The 19570-nt window shown below is 38.8% G+C and carries 14 protein-coding genes; 9 read left to right on the top strand and 5 right to left on the bottom strand.

The window, feature by feature from the left end; translation table 11 throughout:
- Positions 1 to 41 precede the first annotated feature (41 nt).
- Positions 42 to 1754 carry a GMC family oxidoreductase gene (locus tag LO754_RS00830; RefSeq protein WP_231785389.1) on the bottom strand — a complete coding sequence of 571 codons (1713 nt, stop codon included), beginning with the start codon at positions 1752 to 1754 and terminating at the stop codon, positions 42 to 44.
- A gap of 18 nt (positions 1755 to 1772) precedes the next feature.
- The gene (locus LO754_RS00835) at positions 1773 to 2516 is read right to left on the bottom strand and encodes a gluconate 2-dehydrogenase subunit 3 family protein (RefSeq protein WP_231785390.1); all 744 of its coding nucleotides are present in this window, start codon (positions 2514 to 2516) and stop codon (positions 1773 to 1775) included.
- A gap of 231 nt (positions 2517 to 2747) precedes the next feature.
- On the opposite strand from LO754_RS00835, the gene LO754_RS00840 reads away from it, so the two are divergent.
- The 3 genes from LO754_RS00840 (at position 2748) to LO754_RS00850 (ending at position 8969) form a co-directional block, all read left to right on the top strand.
- Positions 2748 to 4850: a methyl-accepting chemotaxis protein gene (locus LO754_RS00840; protein WP_231785391.1), complete on the top strand. Its 2103-nt coding sequence runs from the start codon at positions 2748 to 2750 to the stop codon at positions 4848 to 4850.
- A gap of 213 nt (positions 4851 to 5063) precedes the next feature.
- The gene (locus tag LO754_RS00845) at positions 5064 to 6485 is read left to right on the top strand and encodes an Ig-like domain-containing protein (RefSeq protein ID WP_231785392.1); all 1422 of its coding nucleotides are present in this window, start codon (positions 5064 to 5066) and stop codon (positions 6483 to 6485) included.
- An 81-nt stretch (positions 6486 to 6566) separates the two neighbouring features.
- Positions 6567 to 8969: an S-layer homology domain-containing protein gene (locus LO754_RS00850; RefSeq protein ID WP_231785393.1), complete on the top strand. Its 2403-nt coding sequence runs from the start codon at positions 6567 to 6569 to the stop codon at positions 8967 to 8969.
- A 72-nt stretch (positions 8970 to 9041) separates the two neighbouring features.
- Here LO754_RS00850 and LO754_RS00855 read toward each other — a convergent pair whose 3' ends face one another.
- Positions 9042 to 10226, bottom strand: a complete 1185-nt coding sequence (locus tag LO754_RS00855) for an alanyl-tRNA editing protein (RefSeq protein ID WP_229388224.1) — start codon at positions 10224 to 10226, stop codon at positions 9042 to 9044.
- A gap of 206 nt (positions 10227 to 10432) precedes the next feature.
- Here LO754_RS00855 and LO754_RS00860 point away from each other — a divergent pair, with 206 nt between their 5' ends.
- From LO754_RS00860 to LO754_RS00880, 5 genes are all read left to right on the top strand, one after another.
- Positions 10433 to 10720 (top strand): DUF6509 family protein, encoded by a 288-nt coding sequence (locus LO754_RS00860; RefSeq protein ID WP_024360765.1) that lies wholly within the window; start codon positions 10433 to 10435, stop codon positions 10718 to 10720.
- 204 nt (positions 10721 to 10924) lie between these two features.
- On the top strand, positions 10925 to 12259 hold the full coding sequence (locus tag LO754_RS00865) for an FAD-dependent oxidoreductase (protein ID WP_231785394.1): 1335 nt from the start codon (positions 10925 to 10927) through the stop codon (positions 12257 to 12259).
- Between the two features lie 300 nt (positions 12260 to 12559).
- On the top strand, positions 12560 to 13327 hold the full coding sequence (locus LO754_RS00870; protein ID WP_024360763.1) for an ABC transporter ATP-binding protein: 768 nt from the start codon (positions 12560 to 12562) through the stop codon (positions 13325 to 13327).
- Positions 13314 to 15182, top strand: coding sequence for an ABC transporter permease (locus tag LO754_RS00875; RefSeq protein WP_231785395.1), 1869 nt, complete (start codon positions 13314 to 13316; stop codon positions 15180 to 15182). Before LO754_RS00870 ends, LO754_RS00875 begins: the two co-directional genes overlap by 14 nt.
- 1 nt (position 15183) lies before the next feature.
- Complete coding sequence (locus tag LO754_RS00880) at positions 15184 to 15543, top strand: YxeA family protein (RefSeq protein WP_024360761.1); 360 nt, start codon at positions 15184 to 15186, stop codon at positions 15541 to 15543.
- A 54-nt stretch (positions 15544 to 15597) separates the two neighbouring features.
- Here the strand turns inward: LO754_RS00880 and LO754_RS00885 are convergent, their stop codons facing one another.
- Both LO754_RS00885 and LO754_RS00890 read right to left on the bottom strand, forming a co-directional pair.
- Positions 15598 to 16971, bottom strand: a complete 1374-nt coding sequence (locus tag LO754_RS00885) for a sensor histidine kinase (protein ID WP_231785396.1) — start codon at positions 16969 to 16971, stop codon at positions 15598 to 15600.
- Positions 16968 to 17687, bottom strand: coding sequence for a response regulator transcription factor (locus LO754_RS00890; RefSeq protein WP_024360759.1), 720 nt, complete (start codon positions 17685 to 17687; stop codon positions 16968 to 16970). The genes LO754_RS00885 and LO754_RS00890 overlap by 4 nt, the downstream gene beginning before the upstream one ends.
- A 439-nt stretch (positions 17688 to 18126) precedes the next feature.
- On the opposite strand from LO754_RS00890, the gene LO754_RS00895 reads away from it, so the two are divergent.
- Complete coding sequence (locus LO754_RS00895) at positions 18127 to 19470, top strand: acetamidase/formamidase family protein (protein ID WP_402834685.1); 1344 nt, start codon at positions 18127 to 18129, stop codon at positions 19468 to 19470.
- Positions 19471 to 19570 lie beyond the last annotated feature (100 nt).

Consider the following 19570-nt stretch of genomic DNA (forward strand, 5'->3'; position numbering starts at 1 on the left):
CTTCATCCTCCTCTCCAATTTTCATAGTAAAGATAGCTGCCCTACACTAAAGAACCACCTGATTTGCTATATTTCACAACACCTTCTGCACAACGATAAGCTAGTGCGCCGAGGGTACCAGTTGGATTATAGCCACTATTATGAGCAAAGCTTCCAGCACTTATAGCAAAAAGATTTTCTACATCCCAATGTTGTAAATAGTTGTTCACAACGCCCTTATCTGGTGTTGAGCTCATAACTGTCCCGCCTGTATTGTGTGTCGTTTGATAAGGGACGATGTTATAATCTGTAATTTCTGCATTAGGTACAATCGTTTTGGCACCCATTTCTTTCATAATGTCCGCAGCGCGAGCTGAAATAAATTTATGCAGTGCACGATCTTGATCAGTAAAGTTGTAGGTTAATTGTACGAGCGGTAACCCATACGCATCTTTGTAATTGGAATCAAGAGACAGATAATTTTCTTTATGTGGCATAGAAGCCCCTTGAGCACCAATACCAAACGAACGTGTATAGTAATGAATAGACTGCTTTTTAAATTCGGGTCCCCATGTTGGCGTATCAGGAGGGGTTGGGTTAGAGCTAATAGGACGTGTACCTGTTTGAGTAAGCGCTATATTGCCACCGTGGATAAAATCTAATTCACTATGGTCAAAGTTATCCCCATTGTAATCATCTATACTCATCCCAAGAGACCCTGCACCCATGAATGTATTGTATTGTTCATCAAAGAATCCGCTAGCACCAGGTAATATTTGATAACAATAGTTTCGGCCTAATGTTCCTTTCCCTGTTGTTGGATCATATGGTTGACCAATATTAGAAACCATTAACAGCTTAGCGTTGTTGAAGACATAGCTTGTTAATACGACAATATTCGCAGGCTGTATAAACTCCTCACCAGATACCGTGTCGATATATCTTACGCCGGTTGCCTTGTTACCCTGTTTTAAAATTTCTACAACGTTAGAGTTAAAGCGCAAATCGAAATTTCCTGTTTTTAAAGCAGTAGGTACTACGGTAATTTCCGCGGAAGATTTTGCCCCATATTCACAACCGAAACGTTCACAGAAGCCACAATATTGACAAGCATTAATTGTTTCACCATCAGGATTTTTATAGACTTCTGAGATGTTAGCAGAAGGAACCATATAAGGTGATAATTTTAGATTTTTCGTTGCTTTCTCAAATTGTTGTAGCATAGGCGTCATTTTCATAGGAGGTGTTGGATAGGCACTTGAGCGTTTACCTGCAAACGGATTTTTATCATCCCCTGAAATGCCGAGTGTTTTTTCAAATTTATCAAAATAGGGTTCTAATTGATCGTAGTTTAGTGCCCAATCCTGCAATAGATAGTTAGGCCCTAATTTATTTGCCCCATAACGCTCGTCTGTCATTGTTTTAATCTGAAAGTCATACGGTAAAAAGCGGAATGTCATACCATTCCAGTGCGTCCCAGCCCCTCCAAGCCCCTCACCTAATAAAAAGGAACCGAGTTGACGCATCGGTAAAGCTTGCATCTTTCGATTATTACGAAAAGTAACTGTTTCCTTTGAAAGATTTTGCATTAAATCATAGCGAATTGCGTAGCGGTATTCATCATGAATACTTAAAAAATCCTCGGTGCCACGCTTCTGACCACGTTCTAAACCAACGACCTTTAATCCAGCTTTCGAGCACTCAGCAGCGACAATGCCACCTGTCCACCCAACACCTACTGTTACAACGTCTACACTTGGTAATGTTGTTGCCATTTATAAACCCCCCTTAGATTAGTGATTGCCTAATTGATTTGGTTCAATTTTTTGGAACTTAGTATCTTCAATCATTGTGATATAAGCCATTTGATGACCAGGGAAGCCTTTCATACGCCAACCCTCCATATTTCGGTTCCCACCGTATAAAGGATCTGAATATGCACCTTCTAAAGTAGCGGCACGTAATAGTGCAAAAAAGAACGCGGAAGTTACACCACTCATTTGGATGTCACCTTTTTGAAAAGCTGTTAATAGTTCATCCATTTGCTTGCCCTCTAAATCATTAAAGCTTTTTTTGAATCGACTTTGAGCTTCCGTTTCCATTTTGGCAATGCCTTGTTTAAAAATTTCAGCGCGTGTTAAGCGACTTTGATAGCCTTGTGTAGGAGAGCCTTCACCAAAAGGTCCCTGCATATATTCTTTGGAATTACTGCCATATTGTCCGGCTAACTGATGATCTATGAAGTAAGGTACATCTAAATCAATTGCACCAGGTCCTAAATCATCCTTAGGAAAAATACGTTCAGTAGCATTCGATAAAATTTTAAAATCGCGTTCGTTCATGAAAAACATTTTTGCTTTAGGTGAACCGGCAGCTTCATTTGTCGTCCCATTACCATGCTCTAATGTAGAAGTGCCTTTACCGTTGATGTTATAGCCAACAAGACCACCAATTAATCCACCACCGACTAATGTACCAGCTGCAATACCTGTTGTTTTTAAAAAATCACGACGTGAGACATTCTTATCTGCACTCATATAAAATACACCCCTCCAAAGTAAACAGATTGTGTTCTATTTTTTATAATCAACAAAAAAAGCAAATTATAATCAAATTACCATGGAAAAAGTTTTAATTTTATCCATTAAAACAATCTATTTAATAACGATTTAGGAAGTGTATGGATAAAATGTATTAGACTATAAGCACTATGAGTATGATGATAAATACAATTTTAGACAATTTTTATTCTTATTGGAAAACTTTTATTGACTTCTAGTTATAGTGACCTTACTCTTGAGGAAGAAGGGCAAAAAATTACAAAAATTAAAATGATAATGAAAAATAAATTTGGAGAAATGAGCAAAGCGAATATGTGGATTAAAGGTATTGGTGGTAAATTAGTTATAGCAATTATCGCTTTAGTATTTGTTACATGTGGTACCCTTGGTTTTTCTACATGGATGAATAGTACAAAAGCAGTTGAAGAACAGGTTGAATCGAATTTGATAGCGAGAGCAGCAGATGTATCAAAATATATAGAGGAGCACTTTCAGCTAGCTTTAGTGGAAGTGGAGGCTATTGCGGAACAAGCAGTTATCCGTGGTATGGACTTTGAGGAGCAAAAAACCTATTTAACAAAGCGTATGGATGATAGTAAAAATTATCTAGGCTTTGGCATTATCACATCTGATGGCGTAGCCCATTATTTAGATAATACAACAGCAGATTTAGGTGATCGAGATTATATAAAGCAAGGATTTACAGGCAAGACAGTAATGTCAGAAATCACGATTAGTCGTGTCACAGGTGAACCAGTTATATTAATCGTAGCACCAATCGATACTGTGACAGGTGAAAAAGCATTATTGTTAGCGCGTATAGATGGTTATTATTTATCTAACATTGTTGAAGACATTCAAGTTGGAGAAAATGGTTATGCCCTTATGTTAGATGCAAAAGGTACCGTTATCGGACATAAGAACCATGCCCTTGTGAAAGAGCAAGTGAATGCAATTTCTGCCGCAGAAGAATCTGGCGAAATAACAGGGGAATCGTTAGCTGCAAAAGAAATGATTCGTAATACAAATGGCTATTTCTCTTTCGATACAAAGGAACAAGGTACAAGTTTAATGGGGTATCATACGTTAGATAATGGTTGGAAAATGGGGGTCGTCGCACTAGAGGATGAAATGCTAGCAGGGCTTTCACAATTGAAGACAAACTTTATTATAATGACGATTATCGTCTCTATCTTAGGAATGTTGATTTCGTTTGCGATATCGAAATCTGTAAGCAAACCGCTTCGCCACGTACTTCGTATTAGTGAAGGATTGTCAGAGGGAGATTTTACACAAGAAATCCCAGCTAAATATTTGAAGCGCATTGATGAAATGGGGACAATGGTGCGGGCTTTAGATAAAATGGCAGATAATATGCGAGATATGATATCGCAAGCTGGTAAAGAAGCGACTGCGGTAAATGAAACCTCTTGTGAGTTAATGGGAGATGTAATTGCTGTCACTAAACATTCCGAGCAAATCGCACTTGCAATAGGTGAGGTAGATCGTGGCGCACAAAGTCAAACGGCAATGGCGGAGGAAAGTGCCTCAGCGATGGAACAAATGGCACTTGGTATTCAAAACTTTGCTGAAGTTGCTTCAACGATAGCTACGAATACGGATTTTATTTCCGAGAAAATAAGTGAAAGTAACGGAGCAGTCCAGCAATCGATTAGCCGTATGGATGAAATACAACGTGGAACAGCTATAGAACTGGACATTATCCATAAGCTTGAACAGGAATCGAAAGAAATAGAGCTAATTTCTAAAATGATTACGGATATTTCAGACCAAACAAACCTATTAGCATTAAACGCTTCAATTGAAGCTGCACGTGCAGGAGATGCAGGCAAAGGCTTTGCCGTAGTCGCAGAGGAGGTAAGAAAACTTTCGGAGCAAACAGCTGGCTCTGCTGCTCAAATTAATATATTAATTGATAGAGTACAGGCACACACATTAGAGGTTGTAAAAGCAGCAGAAAATGGCGAAGAGAATGTAGCGCGAGGTCTAGTAGCAATTGAAGCAGTAGGAGAGCGCTTTGAAGAGATAGTTCAAGCTGTCGGTGAAATAGCAGGTCAAATTGAGGAAATGAATGCTTCCGCAGAACAAATGTCAGCTAATACAGAAGAGGTTTCTGCCTCTATGGAAGAAATGGCGGCAACTGCCCATGCAGCAAGTGATTATGTAGCGGAAGTGAAAAATGCTACTGCCGAGCAAATGAACACGGTAGAGGCAATGAACAAGCAAACTGTAAAAATGTCGGACATGGCAAACCGTCTACATGGAGCCATCCAAAAATTTAAATTATAAAATACATGTTAAAGCTGTCCAAAGTGATTTGGACAGCTTATTTTTTTATGAATCGGAAGGATTTACACACTGGATTGGAGAGAAATTGGAGAGTTTCGATTGATATAATCAGTCAGGACATCTATACATTTTTAGATGTTTTAACGTTTTTAAGGGTTACATAACAAGCATTATCAAAAGAAAAACAATTACATTATTAGAGGAGGCTTCGTGTTGGATATTAAAGTAAATACGAGAAAAATTTTAGTAACGCTCTGTCTAATGTTGGTCATTTCTACTATTCTTAGTTTCTCTACTTATGCGGCTTCTAACAATCAATCGCCCATTGTTGTAGCATCTGAGAGAATCCCAAAGCAAACTATTACGCTGGGACAACCGCAAAAGGTGATTGACTTAAGTAAGGTTTTCTATGATGCCGATGGAGACACATTAACTTATAAGGTGGTGCCATCTCCTTTTGGAATTGTTGCGACACAAGTTACCGGCGACCAACTTATTATTGAAGGGGTAGCACCTGGCAATACAAGAATAAAAGTAACTGCAGATGATGGGAAGGTAGGACGAGCTATGACCAGCTTCGAAGTGGAGGTTTTACTTCAAGCCAATACAAATCCCGTAGTAGCAGAGGCTCTTACAAATCAAACATTAGCTGTTAATAGCGCGGATAGTACTATTGATATTAGCAATGTATTTACAGATGCAGATAATGATGTTTTAACATTGAGTGCCGTATCGAATGATACAGACATAGCTACTGTTAGTTTGAATGGCACAATTTTGAGCATTTCACCCCAAAAAGTTGGTGCTGCTACGATTACTTTAACGGCTACTGATGGCAATGGGGGCACTATTTCAACAAACTTTACAGTAACAGTTACAGCAGCTTCTTCTAATCATGCGCCAATCGTAGCGAAAACGATTAAAGATCAACGAGGAAATGAAAATGGAGTTATTTGGAATATAGAACTGAACGATGTATTTACCGACGAAGATCAAGATGCCCTAACATTAAGTGTGAATTCAAGTAATGAGGCAGTTGCTGCTGTTACTTTAAATGGGACTACTCTCTCACTACAACCGAAAGCAATCGGAACTAGCAGGATTATGGTAACTGCTAGTGATGGTAATGGTGGACAAGTGTCAACAATCTTTATAGTAACTATTGAAGCACCTACATTTTTTATAACTGATTTTTTACAAGGTGGGAGCGGTAGAGATGTCATCCAACTATCTAATCCTAATTTGTTTGAAGAAACTGTAGGATATGAAATTGTACTTCATCAGTATAATCCAACAGCCAGCACTCGCAATGTTGAGAGAGTAGAGATTTTTAGAGCAAATAATGCAAATTACATCATAATTAATGAAATATTTTATGATTTTTTTGATCTAACAAATGCTCAATATTATAATAATGAGTTCCATGTTGAAAATGGTAGTTATATTGTAGCAATCGCTTTAGAGCGCAATGACCAAATCGTCGATTTACTAGGAGATCCAACTTCGACAACTGCTCTTTTACCGAATAATGGTGGTCTTGCACGATATAGCAGATTCCAATCAGGGTCTTCTATCTTTGAAAGCTCTGAATGGAGACAGTTACAGCCTGGTGATTATTCTACTATTAATAAATAAAGCGAACTAATAAGTGTTTTATATTTTGATCAGAAATGGGTGAGTCGTATTCGATACAAAAAAAATAAAGGATCAAGCTTATTGCTCATTTTAATTGCATTGGCGCTATGCTTAGCGCCAATGTCTAACGCCTCAGCAGCACAAAATGACTTAGGTTCTTTTAATAATGCTAGTAATATAGAGGATATGAAATCCGCAATGCTTAGTGATTGGAATGTATTACACTATACATCTGGTGCACATCAATTGTATTTGAATTTCAAATTAGCGGATCAGAACGAATTAGCCAATTGGATGATAGAGAAGCGTCCACAAGCTGGTTATAATTCAATTACTCTATTAAGACAGACCTATTTAAATGCTCTCATAGCTCGTTCATTATTAATAAATGTCAATAGTGCTGTTGATGCTTTTGAGTTATGGACAGTATTTGAAGAAGAAACACAGTTGGACTTGAGTGACTACAATTTGTTAACTACGGAAGAACAAGATGAAGTGTGTAAACAATTGCTTCAAGTTCGACCTATTGAAGGTTTTGATAAAATTGAAATGTTACAAACTGAAATCAATACCATACTTTATCAAGTGCTGTCGAATAAAGTGCAAAACGATAAAAGTTCCTTGGCAGTGATATATAGCGCAGGGGATTCAGCAACATCAGTCACACAAAAACTTACATTACCGACTGTAGGTAAGAATGGCACAACAATTAGTTGGTCATCCAATATGTCTGACATTATAGCGAATGATGGTAAGGTGACTCGACCGACTGCAATGCAGGGTAATCAATCTGTAGTGTTATCGGCGACCATTTCAAAAGGAAATGTAACAGAATCGAAAACATTCACAATTATTGTGAAAGCTTTATCAAATTCTTCAAATGCGAATTTGAAAAATTTAACGATTTCAAGCGGTACATTAAGCCCTGCTTTTAACAAAGATATAAAAACATATACAGCGAAAGTTTCTGCTGGAGTAGATAGTGTCATCATTACACCGACTGTAGAAGATAGCAAATCCACAGTGACTGTAAACGGAACACTCGCTACACAGTCTGTAAAACTAGCTACAGGTTTAAATACAATTTCTGTGATAGTAACGGCGGTTGATGGAGCGTATCAGCTCTACACAATTTTAATATCAAAGGAAGCGCCTCCTGCTACAAGTGATAGTAACAATAGCTCTGACACACCAAGCACAACGCCGACACCAGATCCGGCACCGTCAGATGCAGCAATTATTATCGTCAATGGTGAAGAGATGTCACTTGGTAAGGCTATAAAATCGACAGTTAATAATCAGAAGGTAATTACACTACTGGCGGATTCAGCCAAACTTCAAGAAAAGCTACAAACTACAGGTAATAACGCTATCATAACGATTCCTATTAGTGACACCAATGCAGACATGATGATCGGTGAGCTAAATGGTGAAATCGTGAAAACTATGGAGAATAAGCAGGCAACAATTGTCGTCCAAACACCGACAGCCTCTTACAAATTACCTGCCCAACAAATTAATATTGATGCTATCTCGCAACAATTAGGCGCAACAGTTGCACTAAAAGATATTAAAATTCGTATAGAGTTTTCTAAAGTAACGGCAGAAGCAGCACAAATAGTAGATACTGCCGCAAATGAACAGAATTTCTCTTTAGTGACAAAGCCAATTGACTTTAAAGTGACTTATACATTTGGAAACACTACAGGTGAAATTAGTAAATTTAACACCTATATAGAACGTACAATTGCACTTCCAAACGATACGGATTTAAGCAAAATCACAACAGCTGTTGTGGTGAGACCAGATGGCACAACTTACCACGTGCCAACGAAAGTTGTTCAAAAAGAAGGAAAGCACTATGCAGTAATCAATAGTTTAACAAATAGTTTATATACGGTCGTATGGCATCCTGTTGCATTTAATGATGTAACAACCCATTGGGCAAAGGATAGCATTAATAATCTTAGCTCTCGCTTCATTATTGATGGCACGAGTCAGGGTGTATTTGAACCAAATAAAGATATTACACGTTCGCAATTTGTCGCAATAATGGTGCGCGGTTTAGGGTTGAAGCCAAGTGAAGGTACAATAAAATATAGCGACGTTGCACAAGATGCATGGTACGCACACTATTTAAATACAGCTACAGAATATAATCTTATTCAAGGTTATGGTAACGGCAAATTTGGACCAAATGATAAAATAACACGTCAGCAAGCGATGACTATTTTAGCCAGAGCATTGTCCCTAACGAATATCAATACAAGTATCACAGAGGATGAAATTAATTCAATTTTAGCCCCATTTAGTGACAATCAACAAATAGCTGATGATGCAAAACGTTACATTGCCCTATCGGTGAAAACAGGTCTTGTTACAGGAAGAAGCAATCAAATGATAGCCCCAGCAGATAATATTACACGTGCAGAGGTTGCGGTAATAATCGAGCGCTTCCTAAAAACTTCAAAGTTAATTGATTAAAAAAATTAAGCCATTATACAACAAGCCTCGCATAGCAGTTTTGCTGTGCGAGGCTTGTTACTGTATATAGATTTATTGTAGCGCTTCTTGCATAGCAGTGAGCAGTTGTTCGCAAGCAATAATACGCTCACCACCGCCTTGCACCATTTGATCGCTACCACCGCCTTTACCATTAATACATGGTAAAACGTTTGTAGCAAGCTCTTTCATGCTGGTGTCTACTTGTGTACCGCGAGCAGCTACAAATTGTAATTTATCTTCATTTTCTGAAACAAGTAGGGCAATCACATCAGCACGTTCAGCGACAATAAAACGGGCTAATTTTTGGAGCTCTTGTATCGTGCGATTATGAAAAGCAATAGCGATAATATGTGTATCACTAGCAGCTAATGCTTTTGCCTCATAGGTAAGCAATTCCTCTCTTGCCGCTACAAGCGCTTTTTCTGTCGCTTTTTGGCTTGCTAAAAGCTTTGTAAGGGCAGTTGCTGCTTCGGTTTCTGGCACACTTAACTGTCTAGCCACGTCCGCCAGTACGGTCTTGCGCATCGCTAGCTCTGCTAAAACTCTCCCTCCGCATACAAAGGAGACCCGTACATTGCCTTTCATTTTTTCTGTTCCTAGAATTTTAATTGCGCTAACTTGCCCTGTAGATGTCGGGTGTGTTCCACCGCAGCCATTGTAGTCGAAATCAGGGATGATGACTAAACGAATAGCTCCTGTGACAGCTACCTCTTTACGCAAGTTATAGTCAGCAAGTTGCTGTTCGGTAATCCATTTTGTTTCTATTGGACGGTTTTCTAAAATAATAGCATTTGCCCGAGCTTCAGCTGCCGCAAGCTGTTCATTTGATAATGAGTCTACAGCAATATCTATTGTAACTTGCTCACTACCGAGGTGAAAGCTTACGGTTGGTGCATCAAAAAGTTCGACAAATGCTGCTGTTAAAATATGCTGTCCAGCGTGCTGTTGCATATGATCAAATCTGCGCTTCCAGTTCAATTTGCCATGTACTTCGCCAGAAAGAGTGGAAGCTTCACCCTCGATATAGTGGCGTATTTCATCGTCAATCTTTTCGACATCGATTACGTTAGTATTGTTTAAAGTACCTGTATCATGTGGTTGACCACCGCCGGTAGGGTAAAAGGCGGTATTAGAAAGCACAACGTACTGGCGTCCATCCGGCTCACTACCGGTACGTACAACCGTTGCTGTAAACTCTTGTTGCATAGCGTCTTGATAATATAGTAGCTCTTTCATTAAAAAGCCTCCTTTATGTAATAGGTATGTAGCTTGCCAAGCGTTAACTGTTAGCTCATTTTGATTGCTGAAAAATAGCATAAGGCTAAAAGTTTTATTTTATTGTGTCATAATTGCATGAAGGTGTATACAGGTTTTCTAGTTGACCCATGCTGAAATTGATTTATTATAGAAAAGAATAGGTAAAGATAAAGGAGCTAGTATAAATGGATATTACACAATTCTCGATGGAAGAAATTTTAGATCCGACGAATATTATTGAAGGTAAACGTTTTGAATTTATTTTAGATGTGGACATTGACGAAGAGGATGAGCTATACCATGAAGCAGGTATTGAAATTCGTGTTTTAATTGGTGAAAAAGAAGGAGCTCCATTTATTTTAAATTATTTCATTATGGAGAAGGCAGAGGGAGAGTATTTAGACTTTGCACTGGAAGATGATGAATTAGAAGAAATTTTAACGTTCTGCAAAGAAGAAATCACAAAAGCTTAAGTACGTAAAACGGGTAGAGAAAAACAATTGTTTTTCTTTACCTGTTTTTTTGTCACGATAAATTAGAAAATGGTAGTACTGGAAACGTGCATTTGTATTTCGCTTTTTGTTAACATTGATTTAAAGTCGCTGTGTGAGGCGGAACGTGTCCTCTATATATGAACCAGTATATAGAATTAGGATATGAATAAGGGGGTTTGTAGGATGAAGTTCGTAATTATTGGGGGAGATGCGGCGGGAATGTCAGCCGCTATGGAGATTTATAGAAATGTACCAGGGGCAGAAATTACCTCTTTAGAGCGTGGATTTATTTATTCATATGGACAATGTGGATTGCCTTATGTAGTAGATGGTCGGATTTCATCGACAAAGCGCCTAATCGCGCGAGATGTGGAGACATTCCGTGATAAATACGGTATTGATGCGCGCGTTGGACATGAGGTCGAACGCATCGATGTAGAGAACCAGCTTGTTATGGGTACGCAATTTTCAGGCGAACCATTCGAAATTGCTTATGATAAGCTTCTTATCGCTACTGGAGCGGATCCGATAATGCCAGTAAAGAAAGGTGCAGAATTAGCTGGTATTCATAAAATTAAAACAATACCTGGATTAGAAGAATTACTTACTGATTTATCGCCAAATATCGAACAGGTGACCATTCTTGGTGGAGGCTATATCGGACTTGAAATGGCCGAAACGATTCATGCATGTAATAAAAAAGTTCGACTGATACAACGAGGTAGTCAAGTTGCCAATATTTTAGATGAAGAACTAGCAAAGCATGTTCATGATGAGGCGAAAAAGCAAGGAATAGAGCTTCTATTAAATACGAATGTTGAAGGCTTTGAAGGCTCTTCACGAGTTGAACGAATCATTACAAATAATGGCGTGTTAGAGACGGATTTAGTAATTGTCGCTGCTGGCATAAAACCGAACACACAATTTTTAGATGGGACAAACATTGCACTAGCTAAAAATGGAGCCATCGTTGTTAACCGCCATTTAGAGACGTCGGTTGAGAATATCTATGCGGCTGGAGATTGTGCAACCCATTTTCATATTGTAAAGGAACGCTTAGATTATGTACCTCTTGGAACGACAGCAAATAAGCAGGGGCGCTTAGCTGGACTGAATATGTCTGGAAAGTTTGCACCGTTTCGGGGCATTGTTGGCACCTCTATAATGAAATTCTTTGATTTGACAATCGCTACTACAGGCATCAATGAAAACACTGCCAAAAAGCTTGGGTTCGATTACGAGGCATATAAACTCTCAGCACGTCATATTGCAGGCTACTACCCAGGCGCACAACGGATGTATATTAAAATTGTTGTGCAAAAGAGAGATCAGCAACTATTAGGGGCACAAATCGTTGGACCTGCTGGTGTAGATAAACGTATTGATGTCTTTGCTACGGCTTTATACAATAAAATGACATTACCGGACTTACTCGATTTAGATTTAGCATATGCCCCACCTTTCAATGGGGTATGGGATCCTTTACAACAAGCTGCAAGAATGAATGGACGGATCTAGTGAATAGTTAGTTAGCAATGAAGGTGTGAATACCCGCGAAATAGAGGGTGATACCCGCGGAAAAGGTATGAATACCCGCGAAATAGAGGGTGATACCCGCGGAAAAAGTATGAATACCCGCGAAGTAGAGAGAAATACCCGCGAACAGATGAATACAACGTAAACAAAACAAAGGATTCATGCACATTTTGTGTATGAATCCTTTGTTTGTAATGGATAAAGTTAAGGTTGCTGTAAGCTTGCGACAATTTTGCTGTAAGTTTGGGGTCGTATACTGTAATCAGAAAGAGGTGAGCGTATATGACGCCATTATTAAAAGTAGAAAATGTAGGTAAAACGTATGGCAAAGGCGCGAATACATTTACAGCACTAGCAAATATAACATTTGAAGTAGCGCAAGGTGAGTTCGTCGGTGTAATGGGACCTTCTGGTGCAGGGAAATCGACGCTTTTAAATGTTTTAGCAACCATTGATACGCCAACAACGGGCGATATTGTGATAGGTAATACAAATTTAGCGCATATGAAAGATACGCAATTAGCAGATTTTCGTCGTGATAATTTAGGGTTTATCTTCCAAGATTATAATTTGCTCGATTCATTAACCGTGCGCGAAAATATTGTACTACCACTTGCCATTGCAAAGGTACCACAGAAGGAAATTGCTATACGGGTAGAGCGTATTGCACAGTTATTTGGCATTAGTGAGCTACTTGAAAAATATCCTTACCAAATTTCAGGTGGTCAAAAGCAAAGAACAGCATCATCTCGTGCATTAGTAACAGCACCGAAGCTTATTTTCGCTGATGAACCAACAGGAGCACTCGATTCAAAATCAGCGACAGATTTACTCGAAAGTTTAAGTGATTTAAATCAATCCCATGCCGCAACCATCATGATGGTTACACACGATGCGTTTGCAGCAAGCTTCTGTCAACGCATTCTCTTTATACAAGATGGGCAGCTATCTAAGGAAATTCATCGTGGGATACAAACGAGAAAGCAGTTTTTTCAGGAGATATTACAGGTGCTTGCAGGCATCGGAGGTGGAGTAAATGACGTTATTTAGCTTGGCGCGCAAAAATATTCAGCGCAATTTGTCGAATTATTTTTTATACATCGCTTCGATGGTGTTTAGCATCGTCATTTACTTTACATTTGTCACGTTAAAATACAATGATGAGCTTGCGGCTTCAACAAATATGTCGCAACAAATTAAAGGACTAATGAGTGCATCGTCGATTGTACTGTTATTTTTCATTGTGATTTTTATCGCGTATTCCAATTCGTTTTTTATGAAGAAGCGGAAAAAAGAAGTGGCACTCTATTCACTATTAGGTGTACGTAAGCAAAAAATAGGATTAATGCTCTTTTTTGAGAATTTAGTTATTGGGCTTTTATCATTGATTTTAGGCATTGTACTAGGCTTTTTTATGTCAAAAGTGCTAGTAACAATTTTAGTGCGACTGATGGGCTATCAAGTCGTAGCAAATTTAACATTTACACCGGAAGCAGTGCTTCAAACAGCAGGGATTTTTGCGGTGCTATTCTTATTTACGTCCTTACAGGGCTACAGAGTTATCTACCAATTTAAATTAATCGACTTGTTTCATGCAGAGAAGCAAGGGGAGAAAATTCCCCGTGCATCCCTTTTGGCAGCAATACTGGGCACAGTGTTTATTGGATTTAGTTATTACACAGCCTCTACAGATATTTTCACAAGCTCTATTTGGAAATTATTCTCGATTCTTGGTACGCCACTTCTAGTAATAGGTTTGACAATTGCAGGGACATACTTATTGTTTCATAGTGTCAGCGTGTTCGTGCTGACGGCGCTAAAAAACGCTACATCTTGGTCGTGGAGAGGGTTAAATTTAATAGGTGTTTCACAGCTATTGTATCGTATACGTGCAAATGCTAAATCGTTGTCTATCATCGCCATTCTAAGTGCTACAACGATTACCGCAGGTGGTGGTGTTTTTGGAATGTACTACAATACCGAAGCAACGGTGCGTCATATGTTACCAAACACATTTATGTGGAAAGGTGAAGCAGTAGAGTTTGACCAACAAAACGTGTTATACAATGAAACGATTGATGCCAAAAATTTACGTGTCGATAATGAATTTGCTTTTTTTGAATATACATTATTGAAGGAATCCGATTACAATCGTTTAGCGACATTACAGGGGACAAATCGTGAACTGCATATAGCAGATGGTTCAGCTATTTTACTAGATGTTAATTTTGATGAACGTTTTTCACATGACTTTACGGGTGAAAACTTTAAATTGCAGAGTGGGGAATCCTTTTATATCGACAAAATGTACACAGATAGTGTGCTAAACTTTATGTCAGCTGGTACGGTGCTTGTCGTAAACGACCAAGTTTTTGCTGCGACCAATGCCGAAGCGGTAACCATGCAGCTTATTGCTATGGATGATGATTTAAAGCAGCAAAGTGTGTCTAAAGAAATTTATGAACAACTATCAAATGAGCAACAAGAGTGGTTTTCAAGTGTTCCTCAAAGCTATGAGGATAGTTTAGGTACAGTCGGCTCATTACTATTTGTAGGCAGTTTTTTAGGGCTTGTATTTTTAGCCGCTACTGGCAGTATTATTTACTTTAAAGTGTTAACAGAGGCAGAAGAAGATCAGGCGAAGTATGCAGTATTAAATAAAATCGGTGTAAATAGTAAGCAAATATTGAAGACAGTCGCAGGACAGGTTGCTGTTATATTTAGCGCACCACTTGTGGTCGGTATCGTACACAGTGCTTTCGCGCTACTAGCGTTTTCACAATTATTTAATATGGATATAACGAAGCCTGTACTATTATGGATGATTGCCTATTCAATCATTTACGGCTTGTATTATCTCTTTACTGTACGGTCGTTTTATAAAATTGTGAGACAGGGGAATTAATATGAAAAAGATGTTTATTAGTATAGGAGCACTGTTTATCCTGTTTGTGGCAGGTCTAATTGTACTTATGACCGTAGACTTTAATCGTTTAAATAAAGATACTTACTATGTGCATATTACCTCAGATGGGGAATTGGAAGAATATAAGGCTGATGATGGACAAATACTCCAAACGTATTGGTATGAGCTACCGGCATTTAAAGAAAACGGAGAAGAGATGACATTGAAATTTTCTGCACAAAAAAATCTGCGTCTGGACGCCTATTTAAAGCTTTACGTGAAAAAGGAAAATGAAGTGACATCTTATGATGAAATACAATTTGATGATATGCCAGCAAAAGTGCAGGCTCAAATGAAATAATAAAGAGGAGCAGTCCATAAAGAATGGGGGCTGCTCCTTTTACATTTTGATTGTTTATAATTGAATAGTTACTGTAGTTCCTTTTTGCTCTTCAGATAGGATGGTTACGGTTCCTCCGTGAGCTTCAATAATATCTCGTGCAATTGCAGTTCCCAGTCCAGTACCTTGTATTTGCTCAGTATTGGTTCCACGGTAATAGCGCTCAAAAATATGGGCTAAATCTTCGGCACTTATGCCCCGACCATTATCGGCTATAGTAATGGTGTTCGTATCAACCGTTACATGTACGTTTACATCGGGAGGATTATGCAGCAATGCATTGTATAAAAAATTCACTACAGCCCGTCGCATAAAATGTTCATCTATAGAATGTAGAATAACCTCTGATGTAGCATCAAAGTCGATATTTGCTTGCTCATCGGGAGGTGTATTGAGTGTGTCAATGACAATTTCGCGCATAAACTGTACCATATTCACTTCCGTTAAAGTTAGCGGAAGTTGCTGATGTCTAAGTCGCATTGTTAAATTTAAATCATCTAGTAATTCTTGCATATGCAAAGACTGCTTTTCAATAATTTGGGCATATTCCGTTCGATCGCTTGGCGATAAGTTCCGATCATTTAATAACTCTGCATAACCCCGAATGGATGCAAGTGGCGTCTTCATATCGTGCGAGACGTTACTAATCCACTCCTCACGCATCATCTCTAAACGCTTGCGTTCTTGCTCATGGGCAGCCAACTCGCTCGATACTTCACTTAAATTTTCAAAGACTGGACGATACAGACCTTTTGGCACTTTTATAGGTAAATGTTTGTGATTTTTTAAATGCTGAATGCGTTCAATCATGGCGTAAAGGGGCTTAGTGAGCGTGCGACCGAATAACCAACCAACAAGCGTTGCAACTAGTAAATCCGCAATAATGATAAGCAAGCCATACTTTCCGATAAGTTGTAATGTAGATGCGCCTGAAAGATGAACCACGTATCTTGAAACGCCACTGCCTTTAATACCGATTAAATAGTTAATGTTATCTTTACTTCCTACATAAACTGTTGTATCAACATCGAATTCTTTATATTTATAAACTTGAATTAAATCAATAGGCGCATAATGAGAAAGTGCCTCTTGAGGTTCAAAATAAGCATCCGTCACTTGGCCATTTACATCAAGCAATTGAATCCAAGCATTTCGTTGGTGTAATTGTTGAAGCCCTTCTTTACTGACAGAAGGAAGCCCATTGCTCACATCAATATACTGCTGGAACTCGCGTACAAAAATTTCCTCGGTATCTGCGGTAGCATCATTAAATTTGTTAAATTGCTGATAGAGAATTAGTCCAAATAATATGGCAGTATTAACAAAAATAACGATGATGACAATCGATAAGATGGAAAGTAAAAAGCGTGCTGTTAAGCGCCATTTCATCGTTGTAACTCTTTTGGCACAACTAATTTATAGCCAAGCCCTTTAACAGTTGTAATAAAAACCGGTTTAGATGGATCTACTTCAATCTTTTCACGAAGACGACGTATGTGCACCATAACTGTATTGTCTGAGCCAAAGAAATCCTCGCTCCATACACGTTCAAATAATGTTTCCTTGCTTAAAATACGGTTAGGATTATGCATAAAACAAGCCATTAAACCAATCTCCTTAGCCGTTAACTCTAATAAAGTACCGTCTTTATGTACTTCTGTTTCATCACTATTGAGCACGAATGGTCCAACTTGAATCGCCTTTGCAACAGGTAATGGCGTCTCCTGTATTTGATAGCCGGCTCGACGTAGCTGAGCCTTTACACGATAAGCAACTTCTTTAGGGCTAAAAGGTTTTGTAATATAATCGTCACCACCAATAGCGAGCCCTAATATTTTATCGATTTCTTCATTTTTGGCTGATAAGAACAGCACTGGGATATGCGAAACTTCACGAATTCGACGACACAAATCATAGCCTTCACCGTCTGGAAGCATGACATCAAGGAGCACAATGTCGGGGGTTGTTTGTTGAAAGCTTATCCAAGCTTTTTCAATGGAGTCAGCTGTATGAATTTGTTTATAGCCTTCTTTTAGGAGACTGACCTTTAGAAGATTGGCTAAATCAGCTTCATCTTCTACAATTAATATGGTTGGTTCTGCCATCGGATGCTTACACCCTTTCTATTTTTAGTTTAAATAAAGGTCTTGTTGTTAAATATTACTTCTTTATCAGCCTTATTATAAATGAAAGTGAGACAAAGACGAAGCACGATGAATGGAGCAACAAGTAACAACTACGCTGTTAACCAGCACCGCTCATACTTCGATATGATAATTGTAAATTTAGTGTAGTTTTACTCGTATTTGCAGGAACTATCGAACTCGCTGTCGAAATGAATGGTATACGCAGTGATGCGTAGCTATCAAGTAAACGCAATAAGCTTTAAATGAAGTCTTCTCACATAGTAGATTTGTTCTTGAATAACTAATAATAATGGCTCTCTGCTCGTATAAGTGGAGAGCTATCTTTTACCCTTGTGTAGACTACATAAAATAATTTTTTGGATTGGGAGAGTGAATAAACATGATTTCTGATTTACAAATGCATGAAAAAGCTAATCAACCAGAAAATGACGAAAGTGTTCAGCAGCCTAAAGCTGTGGAAACATTGTTTGTGAATGATTTCATAGACGGTATTTTAGATCCACAGCAAAAAATGCTTGGTCCTGTCAAAAATGGTGGCACAATTATTGCCAATACGACACCAGGGTGTTGGGGGCCGATGTTAACGCCAACCATTCGTGGTGGACACGAAGTAACAAAGCCGGTCTTTGTAGAAGGTGCCGAAGTAGGCGATGCAATTGTTATCACAATAAAATCTATACAGGTAACATCACTTGCGACGGCATCTGGGCATGACGAGGCAATAATTGACCGTTTTATCGGTGATCCGTTCGTATCAGTAAAATGTCCCGGCTGTGGTAAACTTCATCCAGCTACTGTAGTGGATGGTATTGGACCGCATGCAATACGCTGTTCAACTTGTGATACTGAAACTGCGCCATTTAAAATGACAAATGGTTATACAATGGCACTAGACCAAAAGGGGAATATCGGTTTAACCGTAGGGCGAGAGGGTGCTCGACGTATTGCATTGGATGCAAAAAATTATATGCGCACGCCTGAAAATTCTGTGCAAAACCCTGTCGTTGCTCTTGCACCAAGTGACTTAATCGGCGTTATGGCAAGAATGCGACCATTTTTAGGTCAGCTAGGGACAACGCCTTCAAAGGCGATGCCAGATTCTCATAATGCTGGTGATTTTGGCTCATTTTTAATAGGAGCTCCACATGAATATGCATTTACGCAAGCAGAATTAGATACTCACCGAACAGATGGGCACATGGATATTAGCCGTGTTCGTGAGGGGGCTACAATTATTTGCCCTGTAAAAGTACCAGGTGGTGGCGTGTACATTGGTGATATGCATGCCATGCAAGGAGACGGTGAAATTGCTGGACATACAACAGATGTCGCAGGAATCGTACAACTACAGGTAAGTGTATTGAAAAAAGTAGCACTTGAAGGTCCGATATTATTACCAAATGAAGAAGATCTTCCATACACAGCAAAGCCTTTTTCAAAAGAAGAAAAACGTAGAGCCCGCGAACTTGCGGAGGAATTTGGTGTCAAACAGGTGGAAGAAGTGTTCCCTGTTTCGATAGTGGGTACAGGTACAACATTAAATGATGCGACAACTAATGCAATTAGCAGAGCCGCAAAGCTATTTGAAATGACTGAGCCAGAAGTAATGAATCGTGCAACCATTACGGGTTCCATAGAAATAGGCCGCCATCCAGGTGTCGTTACGGCAACATTCCAAGTTCCGAAGACGGTGCTAAAAAAAGCACGAATATACAAACCGATTAAAAAGCAATATGATTAAAAACAAGTAAACATGAAAACTCTTACCACAAAAACGATATTTTAAATACCTCGGCACGAGCCTAGTAAATGTATGCATACATTGGGCTCGTGCTTTACTA

The organism is Lysinibacillus sp. GJ-1, assembly GCF_021166035.1.
Taxonomy (GTDB): domain Bacteria; phylum Bacillota; class Bacilli; order Bacillales_A; family Planococcaceae; genus Lysinibacillus; species Lysinibacillus sphaericus.